This window comes from Microthrixaceae bacterium, from assembly GCA_023957975.1.
Lineage (GTDB): Bacteria > Actinomycetota > Acidimicrobiia > Acidimicrobiales > Microtrichaceae > JAMLGM01.
Window position 1 is genome coordinate 1 of the sequence record JAMLGM010000007.1, and the last position, 13,291, is coordinate 13,291.

The 13,291-nt window shown below is 64.8% G+C and carries 8 protein-coding genes; 3 read left to right on the forward strand and 5 right to left on the reverse strand.

Annotated features, from left to right (window positions below; genetic code table 11):
* Positions 1 to 24: 24 nt before the first annotated feature.
* A complete protein-coding gene (locus M9952_10795) occupies positions 25 to 1,335 on the reverse strand; it encodes an ABC transporter substrate-binding protein (protein ID MCO5313404.1) in 1,311 nt (436 codons plus the stop codon).
* A gap of 179 nt (positions 1,336 to 1,514) precedes the next feature.
* Here M9952_10795 and ileS point away from each other — a divergent pair, with 179 nt between their 5' ends.
* The 3 genes from ileS (at position 1,515) to M9952_10810 (ending at position 8,958) form a co-directional block, all read left to right on the forward strand.
* Entirely contained in the window at positions 1,515 to 4,715 is a 3,201-nt protein-coding gene (gene ileS, locus M9952_10800) for an isoleucine--tRNA ligase (protein ID MCO5313405.1), read from the forward strand.
* Positions 4,716 to 4,819: 104 nt separating this feature from the next.
* Entirely contained in the window at positions 4,820 to 7,984 is a 3,165-nt protein-coding gene (locus M9952_10805; protein ID MCO5313406.1) for a PKD domain-containing protein, read from the forward strand.
* Positions 7,985 to 8,133: 149 nt separating this feature from the next.
* Positions 8,134 to 8,958, forward strand: coding sequence for an HDOD domain-containing protein (locus M9952_10810; protein MCO5313407.1), 825 nt, complete (start codon positions 8,134 to 8,136; stop codon positions 8,956 to 8,958).
* A 259-nt stretch (positions 8,959 to 9,217) separates the two neighbouring features.
* Here the strand turns inward: M9952_10810 and M9952_10815 are convergent, their stop codons facing one another.
* From M9952_10815 to M9952_10830, 4 genes are all read right to left on the reverse strand, one after another.
* Entirely contained in the window at positions 9,218 to 9,469 is a 252-nt protein-coding gene (locus M9952_10815; protein MCO5313408.1) for a hypothetical protein, read from the reverse strand.
* 549 nt (positions 9,470 to 10,018) lie between these two features.
* Positions 10,019 to 10,345 (reverse strand): hypothetical protein, encoded by a 327-nt coding sequence (locus tag M9952_10820; GenBank protein MCO5313409.1) that lies wholly within the window; start codon positions 10,343 to 10,345, stop codon positions 10,019 to 10,021.
* Positions 10,345 to 12,324, reverse strand: coding sequence for a hypothetical protein (locus M9952_10825; protein MCO5313410.1), 1,980 nt, complete (start codon positions 12,322 to 12,324; stop codon positions 10,345 to 10,347). Before M9952_10825 ends, M9952_10820 begins: the two co-directional genes overlap by 1 nt.
* A 181-nt stretch (positions 12,325 to 12,505) precedes the next feature.
* On the reverse strand, positions 12,506 to 12,994 hold the full coding sequence (locus M9952_10830; protein MCO5313411.1) for an immunity 26/phosphotriesterase HocA family protein: 489 nt from the start codon (positions 12,992 to 12,994) through the stop codon (positions 12,506 to 12,508).
* Positions 12,995 to 13,291: the final 297 nt, after the last annotated feature.

Sequence of the window (13,291 nt, forward strand, 5' to 3'; positions counted from 1 at the left end):
CCAACAACACGGCTCGCTAGAAGGTCACGGAACGGAGATCTGCTCCGCGCCGTCAACCTCGCCGACGCTGCCGTCGTCGGTGAACTGCCACACGTCGTAGACGCCGGTGGCCGGCTGCATCACGTTCCAGGTGTCGAACGCTGAGGAGGCGCCCCGGTAGTGAATCGTCTTGCCCTCGGCGAGCAACGCCTTGCAGTCGGCGAAGGTCTGACAATCGTTGTCCCCTTCGAGGTTCGCGGCGAACGCGTCCTTGACGGCCGTTCCATCGTCAGACTCTGCGGCCTCAACGGCCAGGGCCATCAAGATGGTGCAGTCGTAGTAGTACGAGCTGAAGATGGTATCCACCCCGGTCGCCGCGAACTTCGCGGTGAACGGGTGGTCGATGCCAGCAGGTGCGGCTGCCGGAGCCGTGCCCTTCATGCCCGCCACCTTGCCGGGGTTCGACGGGTCGACAGTCTCGCCGAAGCTCGAGCCCTGCATGCCATCCGCGGTGTAGGTCGGCATCACATCGGGGCCCTGCCCCTTGCCGATCAGCGAGCTGACGATCTGCGCACCGTCGTCGTTGAAGCCGATCACGGCCACCGCGTCGGGGCTCGAATCGAGCGCCTTTTGCACGTCGGCGTCATAGCCCGAACCCGAGTCGGGGTTGTACAGCACCGTCTCGGTGACCGTCGCGCCGCTGTCTTCCAACGCCGCGGCGAGCGACTCAGAAAAGCCCTTGCCGTAGTCGTCGTTGCGGGCGATGATCGCCACGTCGGTGTGCCCGTCGCCGCTGATGAGCTCCGCGAGGGCCGGGCCCTGCAGATCGTCGCCGGGTGCGGTGCGGAAGAAGTAGCCGTTGCCTGCACCCTGAAGGTTCGCGGCGGTGGTCGATCCGGAACACGCCGGCACACGGTCGGTGCCGAAGCCGTCGGCCAGCTTGGCGGCAACACCCGAGGGCGCCGGGCCGATGATGAGGTCGACCTTGTCGGAGTTGATCAACTTGTCGTAGGTCGTCTGTGCAACGGTGGCCGAGGTGCCGTCGTCGCCCTCGACGAGCTCGACGTCGTTGCCCAGCACGCCGCCGGCCTCGTTGATCTCCGCGAGCGCCAACTCGATCGGCGTTGCCAGCGAATCGTGGATGGTGTTGAGATCGCCGGTCTGGGGAACGAGCGTCCCGATCTTCAGCATCCCGTCGACGTTGCCTCGATCGGCTCCGCTCGACGGCGCCTCCGTGGTGGTGGAGTCGGCCTTGGTCGTGGTCGACGCACTGTCGTCGTCGTTCCCACACGCGGTGCCCAGCAGGGCGAAAGCGCCCAGGGCCATCGCGGCGCGAACCATGCGACTGTTCTTCATATGTCCTCCCTATTGGTGTTGCACGATCATCGCCAGAGCTGTCGCCCGAAAGATGTGTGCGTGGCACGAGAGGCTAGACGCTGCGAGGCCTCGGATTGCGGAACACCGTCGGAGCGCCAGGTGCAGCGGGGCGAAACCGGTTCGGGCCACACCGATCGGGGCCGGTAGCATCGCGGCTCGTGACCACCCAGGATTCCGGCTCCACCCCCTACCCCGACGTCGCTGCGAAACCCGATTTCGCCGCGATCGAACGCGAGATGTTGGAGCTGTGGGACGACGAGGGAACATTTCAGGCGTCGATCGATCATCGAGACGGGGCGCCGGAGTACATCTTCAACGACGGCCCGCCGTTCGCCAATGGTCTCCCCCATTACGGCCATCTGCTCACCGGGTACGTGAAGGACGTCATCCCCCGCTATCAGACGATGCGTGGCCACAAGGTTGAGCGTCGATTCGGCTGGGACTGCCACGGCCTGCCCGCCGAGATGCAGACCGAAAAGGAGATCGACGTCTCCGGACGTGTGGCCATCACCGACTTCGGTATCGGCCGTTTCAACGACGCCTGTCGAACCTCGGTGCTGCGTTACACCCAGGAGTGGGAGACCTATGTGACCCGCCAGGCTCGGTGGGTCGACTTCACCAACGACTACAAGACCCTCGACCTTCCGTACATGGAATCGGTCATGTGGGCATTCGCCGAGTTGCACCGTAAGGGCCTGCTCTATGAGGCCTACCGGGTCATGCCGTATTCCTGGGGGGCCGAGACGCCGCTGAGCAACTTCGAGATCCGCCTCGACGACGCCATGCGCCCGCGTCAAGATCCCGCGCTCACCGTGCGATTTCGCCTCGACCCGGCCGCCGGCGATCTTGGCGACACCGAGATGTGGGCGTGGACGACGACGCCGTGGACGCTGCCGGCCAACCTGGCGCTCGTCGTCGGGCCCGACCTCGACTATCACCTGGTCGAGTCGCCGGCGAACGAGGCGGCCGGCGGAGCCCGGTTCGTGATCCTGGGCGCCGCTGCGGCGCAACGCTACGCCCGCGAACTCGGCGAAGACGCCGAGGTGCGGGCCACGATGAGCGGGCGCGAACTCGTCGGGCGCACCTACACGCCGCTGATGGCGTATTTCGCCGGGCGCGAGAACTGCTTCCGGGTGCTCGGCGACGACTTCGTCACCGATTCCGACGGCACCGGGGTCGTGCACAACGCGCCCGGCCACGGCGAGGACGATCAGCGCGTCGGCGAGGCGAACGGCATCGTGTTGGTCAGCCCGGTCGACGACTCGGGCAACTACACCGCCGAGGTCTCCGACTACGCCGGCATCAACGTGTTCGAGGCCAACCCGCTCATCGCCAAACGGCTGCGCGACGAATCCAAGCTCGTGCGTCACGACACGATCGACCACAACTATGCGCACTGTTGGCGCACCGACACCCCCATCATCTACAAGGCCGTGTCGTCGTGGTACGTGCGGGTCACCGACTTCAAGGACCGGCTGCTCGAGACCAACCGGTCGATCAACTGGATCCCCTCCCACGTGCGCGACGGCCAGTTCGGCAAGTGGCTCGAGGGCGCCCGGGACTGGTCGATCAGCCGCAACCGGTTCTGGGGTGCCCCGATCCCGGTGTGGAAGAGCGACGACCCCGCGTATCCGCGCGTCGACGTGTACGCCAGCCTCGACGAGATCGAACGCGACTTCGGAGTTCGGCCCGACAATCTCCACCGGCCGATGGTCGACGACCTCGTGCGGCCCAACCCCGACGATCCGACCGGCACGTCGATGATGCGCCGGGTGTCGGAGGTGCTCGACTGCTGGTTCGAGTCGGGGTCGATGCCCTTCGCTCAGGCGCACTACCCGTTCGAGAACAAGGACTGGTTCGACAAGAACCAACCCGCCGACTTCATCGTCGAATACATCGCCCAGACGCGGGGCTGGTTCTACACGATGCACGTGTTGTCGGTGGCGCTGTTCGACCGCGAGGCGTTCCAGAACGTGATGTGCCACGGCGTCGTGCTCGACGCCGAGGGCCGCAAGCTGTCCAAGAAGCTGCGCAATTACCCCGATCCGGTCGAGGTGATGGAAACGATCGGGTCCGACCCGTTGCGCTGGTATCTGATGAGTTCGCCGATCCTGCGCGGCGGCGACCTCAAGATCGCCCGCGACGGCTCGGGGATGGCCGAGGTCGTCCGCCTCGTCGTCAATCCGATCTGGAACGCGTACTCGTTCTTCTGCCGCTACGCGAACGTCGACGGGTATCGGGCGAGTGAACGCAGCGACGCCTCCGGCGAACTCGACCGCTACATCCTCGCCAAGACCGCAGCGCTGGTCGCCACGACGACCCGCCAGATGGACGACTACGACGTCGCCGGGGCCTGCCACGAGATCGTGTCGTTCATCGACGCGCTCAACAACTGGTACATCCGTCGCTCACGCGATCGCTTCTGGGCGCCGGGCTCGGTCGACGAGGGAACCCTGAGCGACGACAAGCGCGACGCCTACGACACCCTCTACACCGTGTTGCTGAACCTGCTGCGCGTCGCCGCTCCCCTGCTGCCGCTGCTCACCGACCACATGTATCGAGGCCTCACCGCCTCGGCGGGTCTCGAAGGTGCCGCGGCGTCGGTGCACCTGGCCGATTGGCCCGACGCCGCCAACCTGGTCGACGACGCCGAACTCGTGACGCGCATGGACGCGGTGCGGGCGGTGTGTTCGGCTGCCCTCGGCCTGCGCGAGGACGCACGGCTGCGTACCCGCCTTCCGCTTCGTCGGCTCACCGTGGCCGGCGACGGCGCCCCTGCTCTGGCGCCGCTCGCCCACCTCATCGCGGACGAGGTCAACGTGAAGGATGTCGAGTTCTCCGCCGATGCCTCCGGGTTCGGAACCTGGCAGCTCAAGGTGAACGCGAAGGTGCTCGGGCCGGTGCTCGGCAAGGCTGTCCAGGAGGTCATCAAGGCCTCCAAGACCGGCGACTGGGCCGACAATGGCGACGGCACCGTCACCGCCGCGGGCCATCGACTCGACGCCGGACAGTTCGAGATCGCGTTGCAGCCCACCGACGGATTCGCGGTCGCGTCGGCCCGCCAGCTCGACCCCGAAGGTGGCATCGTCGACCTCGGCCTGCTCGTGAACCTCGACACCGAGGTGACGCCGGACCTCGAGGCCGAGGGGCTTGCCCGCGACATCATCCGCCAGATCCAACAGGCCCGCAAGGACGCCGATCTCCACATCACCGACCGCATCACCGTCACCCTCACCGCGGAGGCGTCGATCCTCGACGCCGCGCGTCAACACGTGGCGATGGTGAGCGAGGCCTGCCTCGCCACCGACATCGACTTCGTCGTCGGACCCGAGGTGAACATCTCCGTTCGGCGCGTCTGAGACGAGGGCCGTCGCCCGGTCTGTACCGAGGGTCGCCGCCGGGCCGGATCCGGGGGTTTTCTGAGAAATCCCCTTGTTTCGCGCACCGAGGTGCCGATGTGGAGATGGTGACGACCTCCACATCGACCTCCACATCGACTTCCGGGCGACAACGGCTGCTCGCGATCTTCGCGGCCGCCGTCGTCATCATCGGTGCCCTCGGCCTGACCCTCACCAGCGTCGACGCCGCCTCCTCGGTGACGCCGCGAAGCGGGCCGTCGGGCAAGACCGTGCACGGCACGTACCAGGGCAAGTCCCAGAAGGTGCCCACCATGCTGTTTCAGGTCGACCTGAACAGTGCGCCGTCGTTCATGTTCTGCATCGACATCGGCACCGCCATCGAATTCGGCGTGCCCTATGCCGAGACCGGCTGGGAAGAGTCGAACGTCAAGAACCTGGCCAAGGTCGCTCGCGTCTTGTCACAAACCAACGCGACCACCACCCTCGACCCCGTGGAGATCGCCGCCGCGCAGGCCGCGATCTGGCATTTCTCCGACGGGTTCGACCTGGCGACGAACGATGCTCGCAACGACGCTGCGGTCATCGCCCGCTACCAGTCGCTCGTCGACGATGCCGAACGGAACCCGGTCTCCTCCGAGCCGGCCGGCACGCTGAGCGTCACGCCTGCGAAGGGTTCTGCAGCGTACGGATCGCCGATCTTCTACGACGTCGCGACGACCTCGACCGACCCCATCGCCATCGAGCTCTCCGACTCCCTGGTCAACGCCCATCCCGTCGTCGACGGCGTGTGCGATGTCGCGACCACGATCAACACCGTCACCGGAGCGTCGAGGTTCTGTGTCACCGCAGCGGGGCCGCGTTCCAATGTGAAGGTCACCCTGCGCACCGCCGCCGCACCGCTCAGTGCCGGGCGCGTTTTCGTTCGTCCGAACCGACAGAAGCTCATCATCGGAAAGCCGGGTATCGCCCAGGCGAACCAGACCGTCGCTGCGTCGTGGACCGACAACGGCCGACCCACCGTCGACATCGCGTGCCCGACCGACGGCGTCAGCTACGGCCAGCCTGCGACGTGGACGGCGAACGCGTCCGATCCCGACGGCGACGCCATCACCTATCAGTGGACCGTCAATGGTCAGCCGGTCGAGGGCGCGACCGAGGCGACCTTCACCCACACCCCGCAGCCCGGTGAGCAGATCGGTGTGATCGTCACCGACAGCGTCGGCCAGAGCGCTTCGGCCGACGCCAACTGCGTCGCGAAGTCGGCACCGACGGTGATCCTCTACTGCCCGACCGACCTCGTGTTGGGTCAGGAGAACACCTTCCTCGCCGAGGGTTCCGACTCCGACGGCGATTCCCTGACCTATGAGTGGACCGTCAACGGCGCCGTCGTCGCCGGCAACGACACGGCCATGCTCAAGACCGTCGTGAACGCCGGCGACCGGGTCGCGGTCACCGCGATCGATTCGGGCGGTAGCCGTTCCGACGAGGTCGTGGCCTCGTGCATCCCGATCATCGGCAATCAGCCGCCGACGGTCACCCTCGAGTGCCCGGCCGATGCCGCGCCGGGGCCGGTGACCTTCGAAGCCAAAGGTTCGGATCCCGAGGGCGACGAGCTCACCTACACCTGGTATCTCAACGGCACCGTCGTCGCTGGTGAGACCGGACCCTCGGCAACGATCGAGGTCAAGGTTGGCGACGTGGTCGCCGTCGAGGCTTCAGATGGTCGTCTGACCAGCACCCGCGTCGAGGTCGACTGCATCACCTCGCCCGAAAACACCCCGCCCACGGTCACCCTGACCTGTCCGGCCGCGGTGTTCTACGGCGAGCCGACCATCTTCGTCGCCGTCGGCAACGACGCCGAGGGCGACGCGCTCACCTATCGCTGGAGCCTGAACGGCACCGTCGATGAGCAACAGACCGGCTCCCAGGCCACGTTCGTGCTCCAAGCCGGCGATTCGGTGTCGGTGCAGGCCCGAGACGAGGCCAACGACATGACCTCCGACGAGGTGACCGTCGACTGCGTGGGTGCGAATCGCCCGACCGTGACGATCACCTGTCCGGTGCCGACCATCTACGGGGAGCCGGCGACCTTCATCGCCAACGGCAACGACCCCGACGGTGAGGGCACCCTGATCTACACCTGGAGCCACAACGGCGCGCCGATCGACGGCAACCTCACCCCGCGCCTCGTCATCAGCCTGCAGCCCGGGGACACCTTGACGGTGACCGTCACGACCGAAGACGGCATCGTCTCGGCGGCGGCAAGTGCGGATTGCACCGGCAACACCCGCCCGACCGTCAGCCTCGAATGCCCTGAGGACCTGGTGTTCGGGCAGCCGGTGACCTTCACCGCGAAGGGTGCCGACGTCGAAGACGACGCGAACGACACGGCCCTGACCTATGAGTGGACCGTGAATGGCAAGGTCGTCGAGGGCGAGACCGGCCCGAGCGCCAAGCTCACCCTTGAGCGCGGCGACCAGGTCGGCGTGCGAACCATCGACTCGGCAGGCCTCGAGAGCACCGTGGCGACCTCGACGTGCACCGGCACCTCGAAGCCGACGGTCACGCTGAGCTGCCCGGACCAGATCGTCTTCGGCGAGCCGACCGTGTTGAACGCAACCGGAACCGATGCCGACGGCGACTCGCTCACCTTCGAGTGGACCGTGAACGGCAAGGTCGTCGAGGGCCAGACCGGTGCCTCGCTGTCGATCGTGCTGCAGCCTGACGACGTCGTGAGCGTCACCGCGACCGACCCGACCGGGCTGACCTCAGATTCGGTCAAGCTTGACTGTCTCGACGACGTCGGCGTCGTCCGTGCGACCATCGCCCTGTCCTGTCCGGCGACCGTCAAGGCGGGCGATCCCGTCAAGATCTCCGCGACCGTGACGGGTCTTCCCAAGGGCGCCAAGCCGGTGTTCACCTGGGCGATCAACGGCAAGGTGATCACTGGCGAAAGCGGTGCCGAACTGTCGGTCGTGATGGGCCCGAACGACGTCGTTTCGGCCAACGTGATCGCTGACGGTGTCATCGGCTCGGCGACGGTGCAGACCAACTGCACCACCATCGTCAACGAGCCGTCGCCCACGCCGATCCCCTCGACCCCGACGGTCATGGCCAAGCTGACGGCCAACGCCGAGCAACGCGCCGCGGCCGACAAGTTGGCATGGACCGGGTCCAACACGATGACGCTCGTGTGGGGCGGAGTCATCGCCATCGGTATCGGCGGCTTGTTCGTGGTCCTTCGTCGCCGCGGCGCCGGTGCCGCCTGATCGGTACCGCCTGATCGGTACCGCTTGATCCACACCACCTGATCCACACCACCTGATTCACACGGTCTGATGCGTCGTTGCGCGGTCGGCTCAAGTTTGTGAGCCGACCGCGCCGACAACTCGACAAATTCTCTTTCGGAGGTCATGACATGTCGATGGTGACGGCGACCAACCCTCATCGCGTCGAACAACTGGAACACGCGCTCGAAAACGTCGAGGGGGCCCGCCACATCGCCATGCAGGTGCTGCAACTCGCCGACGATCCCTACGCGGACGCCCGCAAGATCGCGGCAGCGATCGAACAGGACCCGATCTTCGTCGCGCAGGTGCTCCGTATGGCGAACTCCGCGGCCTTCGGCATGGCCCGCCAGGTGAAGACCACCCAGATCGCCGTCGCCATCCTCGGGTTCTCGACCATCCGATCGATGGCCATCATGTTCGCCTCGGGGCTCACCGGGTTGAAGCATCCGGCACCGGAGGGCTTCTGGGAACACTCGGCATCGACCGCTGCGGCGTGTTCGCTCATCGCCCGGCACTTCGAGGTCTCCCCCGGCGACGGGTTCGCCATCGGGCTCATCCACGACCTCGGTACACCGATGCTCAACACGGTCGATCCGGTCACCTACCGCGAGATCAGCCGCGATCACGCCGACGACTCCACGCTCGCCGAACGCGAGACCGAAGAGTTCGGCATGAGCCACGCGAAGGCCGCGGCGACGGTGTTGGCGAACTGGCAGTTCCCCGAAACCCTCGTCACCGCCATCGGCAATCACCACCGCGAGGAACCGCTCGAAACCAAGGAGAGCCGCCTGCTGTTTGCCGGCGACTCGCTCGCCCACCTTGCCCTGGAACAGTCCGACGGCAAGGACAAGGCGCGCCTCAAGCACCTCGGATTCAAGTCGTCGGAAATCAACCGGCTCGTCGCCGAGATCGGTGGCCGTTCCGGCGGAATTCTCGCCAGCCTCCTGCGTTAGCGCCAGGACCGCGGCCCCGACGGGTTGGATCTCCTTCCCGCCGTCACGACCAACGGAACGCTGCGGGCCGAAACCTCAACGACCTTCTACAGCCATACAAGTCGGCGCTTCAGGCACCCGCCTCGTCAGGGGATCAGCACGAAGCCGTCGCGGTGTGCGGGCCGCACGACGGTGAAGTGCCGACGGTCAAGCGTGGCGATCGTGGTCTGGCCGAGGCGTTCAGCGATGCCGATGACGCCGGTGTCCACGATGAGCACGGTCAGTCGCGCCCGAATCCCTCGGCCAGCATTTCGTCGGCGTCGCGGGCGTTGCGGCCACTCGTCGACGATCCGATCCCGACGAAAGAACGCCTGCGCCGCGGTGCCTCAACCGCACCATCGCTGTTGGCTGGATCGGCGGGGAAGCTGTCGGCAATCTCGGCGACGAGTTGGTCGAGGGTGATCCCGCGGCGTGCTGCTTCGGCTTGGAGGCGGGCTTGGGCCTCTGCTGGAAGGTCGAGCGTCACGGTCACAACACCGATTGTAGAGGCAAGTGGTGACAGCCCGACAGGCCCGCGTTCCCGGTTCCCGCGCTCACTCAGGGTGGCCGCCGACATGGTGGGACCGCCGCGCCGGCTACTCGTAGGTCAGGCCCGCTGACACGATCCAGGCGACCAGCGCCCACGACGGCTCGGCCGGTAGTTCCCTGCCCTGGATCGCACACCAGCCCTCAAGGTCGCTCAGCCACCCCGAAATGGCCTCCAGGAACTGGGCCGTCGTCGTCGACAGCGGCCTGGCGAAGCCACTTCGACAACGTCATCGGGCGGATCCCGAAATCGGCGGCGACCTGTTCCAGGGTCACACCGTCGGGGCGGCTCCGGGCGACCTTTACGACATCGTCGCGGAACTCCTGCGGATAGGGTTGGGCATGAGGACATCCTTCCAGGCCTGCCCCACAGGCAAGCCAGCTCAGATGTCACCCCTACGGGCGGCAGTCCCGTGGTCGTAGCCGAGGCAACAGCGAGCGGCCACGCGAGTACGACGACGAGACCGAAGACGAGCAGCCGAATCAATCGAATCATTCAATCCTCAACCCGACGCAGGTAGACCCAGCGAATGCCGTCATACGGCGAGACTCTTCTGTCGCGGAGGTGCTCTGTGATCACTTCCACGGAAACCTCGGGGCCCAGCAGATCATCGAGAGTCGTGCGAATGTCGTCGATGTCATCGCTTTCACGCGAGGTGGACTCGCTCAACTGCACTACCAGGCTGACGAGTGTGCCCTCGACGCGAACGCCGACGGCAAGCGCGCCCTCTGGGATCAGCCCCAGACTCGCCTGCACCACCTGGGCGACTACGTAATTCTCCCACACGGGCGCCGACAGCGGATCGCTCGGTGACGGGTACATCATGGAGTCCAGTTCGGGTTGTACGGAACCACGCTTGGGTTGGCCGACCCTTTGATGAAGAACACATTCGTGGCCTGGTTAGGGAAGCCTGCACCAGGATTGTGATTGAAGCCCGTCACGTTCGGTGAGCGAACAACGATGTCATTGCCTTCGATCCCAAGGATCTCAGCGGCACCACTATGGAAGTCATCTAGCACCCGCTGAGCATCGTCAGCAGAGTTGAAGTAGCTCCCGCCGCTGTAGAGCCGATCTCCGAGAACATGGCGGCCCTGTCGCTGAGCGCTGACCGTCGTACGAATCGACGCTCGGTCGATGATCGCCCCACCACTGTCGATGAATCGTGCAGGTGTTCCGCTTGGGGTGGGTATTCGTCCGATGCTGGAGAGTGATTTGTGGATGTTGAGTAGGGATCCGGCTACGGTAGCGATTTCGTCGAATTTGGGGGCGCCGCCGCGTTTCATCCATGTGTTGATGGCTGACGCGACGTCGTTGATTTCAGCGATTTTCCAGGCGCCTGTGCCGAGCCCTGCGGTCAACGCGAGGCTCGTGAGTTTCTCCACGACTGACGCGTAGCCGGCGATCTGGCTGTACACGCTCGCGAGCCTGGTCTTCAGCGACGCTTTGTACGCCCTATAACAAACCTCCATGTACATCAGATCATCACCGCAGTACTGACCGTTCGTTGCCCCCCACAGGTTCACGATCATGCACGCCGTACCAAGACCTACTTCGAACTGGCTGCAATCGTTACCCAACATGTCGATCGGGTCGAACGAACCGGCGCCCAACAAGAAGTCGAACGCGTTACCGAAATTATGGTCGGTGGGGGCGCCGAGGCCTGGGGCGAGGCCGAGTGGGTCTTGCCAGTTGATGGGGTCGTTGTTGACGTAGTGGTACGGGTTTCCTGATGTTGGGGTTCCGGTGATGTCGTCGAGCGGGTCGATGGTGGTGAACTGTCCAGTGTTCGGGTTGTAGTCGCGGGCACGCAGGTAGAGGCCGGTTTGGGTGTTCAACTCGCCTCGGTACCCAAGTGTCGGCGCCGCGGTCGCAGTCGATCCGGTCGGGTTACCCCAGGTGTCATAACCTGACGCGTTCGCGAAGCTTTGACCGGTGCTGTTGATCACCGACCCGAACCCGTCGAGACCAAACAATGTTGGGACGTTCGCTTTCGTCGACGCGACCGGTCCGGTAGGTCCGGACACGATCGCAGTGTTCGATGACCCATCCAACACGGTGACCAACTCGGGAACCGTTGTCGTGGTATCCCAGTCGTATTTCACGTACCGCAAGAACGTGTCAGACGGTCCGGTTGTGGTGACACGACGTAACAAACCGTCGTGATGATATGACCGATCCTCTTTCGTGATCGCGGTACCACTGTTGCTACGAGTGATCGTCGCGGTTTGCCCTAACGGGTTATAGGTGTACGCGACCGTCGCCGTTCCGGTTGCCTCACCGGTGCGACGACCAGCCTGATCATAGGTGTAGGTGGTGTCAGGACCGGTCGGGTGATCAACCAACATCAACTGCGACCGGGCGTTATAGCTATACGTGGTCGTATCGGACCCGACCGTATAGCTACTACGACGCCCCGCACCGTCATAAGACCACGACTCGTTCGCAGATGCGCTATGTGTCGCCGTCACGACCTGACCGGCGTTGTCATAGCCATAGGAGGTCGTGTCACCACCAACCACCCCAACCTGTGACACCGACCCCGCAACATCATACGAAAAGTTGGTTGTCCGGTTCGCTCCAGGCACGCTCTGGGTCACCTGAGTCACACGACCATCGGTATAGGTGTAACCACGCGACGACCCCGACACCAACGCCTCGCCGATCACCCGCCCATCATCATCATAGGAATAGGTGACAAACGGCGACAACGAACTCGACGTGTTGAACTGACGGAACCCATCCACCACCGCCGTGTTCACACCAGCGACACGACTCCACGACACCCGAGTCGCTCCCGCCACCGACACACTCGAATCAGTGACCGTCGTCCAGCTCGACGCCGAACCCGACGCCAACCAACCCCGCACAGAAACCTGGTTCCCCGCAACCTTGAGTTGGAGACAACCAACACCACCCACAACCCCACCCTACGACAAACACCACTCAACAAGCCGACGACAGTCGGGTAGACGGGCTCGACGGTCAGTCAGGCGCCCGCTCAAACCCCAACGCGTCGCTGATCTCGTCGTCGATGGTCCGGTAGCTGTGCAACCCGTAGTCGCCGACCGGCTCCACCGCGCCCGGCACCTCGTTGAGCGCCTCATCGAAGTAACGACCATCCCAACGCCGGAAGCAGTGCTGCTCGAGGACATCACCGGCCTTGATCGGCCATTGAGCCACCGTCTCGAAGTACCCCTTCGACCACGGTAGGCGGTTCGTCATCATCGGCGACACCAACAGTTCACCGGCCGAAAGCGCTGAGCGCTCCGGCACTTCCTTGGAGTCGAAACGAGGCCGGTAGACGTAGATCAGAATCGCGCCACCCATCGACGGTCCGGCCATCGCTTCCGTCGTGACGACCCGCCCGAACAGAAACCGATCATCGGGCAGCTGCATCGCGAAGAGTTCTCCGGCCTGCGGCTTCTTACGCGATGGCTTCAGTACCTGAAGGTTCGTGAGAACGTCACTCATCGTTACAACCCGTTGGCTCGGAGCCAAGCTTCGCCCCAGTCGACAGCCTCCTGGTACCACGAATGGTTAGGACTGATGCTGTGTCGCACGTTCTGGAAACCCGGGTTTCGGACGATCAACGCCTCCTCAATGGCCCGTGCCTGCCCTCTCGTTACCGGCGACGAAGTGATCGGATCGAGCACGAACCTCGACCCGTGCTCCGCCTGACGACGAGCAACGTTGTTCGTAATCCCCACGTACACGTTCTTGCCGTTGCTGACTCCGTAGCGGAGCGTGTCAATAAGGTTTTGCCGGTTT

What these genes read in the sequence shown, in the direction of transcription:
- M9952_10795 (MCO5313404.1), bottom strand. Translation starts at nt 1,335, where the DNA reads ATGAAGAACAGTCGCATGGTTCGCGCCGCGATGGCCCTGGGCGCTTTC.
- M9952_10805 (MCO5313406.1), top strand. Translation starts at nt 4,820, where the DNA reads ATGGTGACGACCTCCACATCGACCTCCACATCGACTTCCGGGCGACAA.
- M9952_10810 (MCO5313407.1), top strand. Translation starts at nt 8,134, where the DNA reads ATGTCGATGGTGACGGCGACCAACCCTCATCGCGTCGAACAACTGGAA.
- M9952_10820 (MCO5313409.1), bottom strand. Translation starts at nt 10,345, where the DNA reads ATGTACCCGTCACCGAGCGATCCGCTGTCGGCGCCCGTGTGGGAGAAT.
- M9952_10830 (MCO5313411.1), bottom strand. Translation starts at nt 12,994, where the DNA reads ATGAGTGACGTTCTCACGAACCTTCAGGTACTGAAGCCATCGCGTAAG.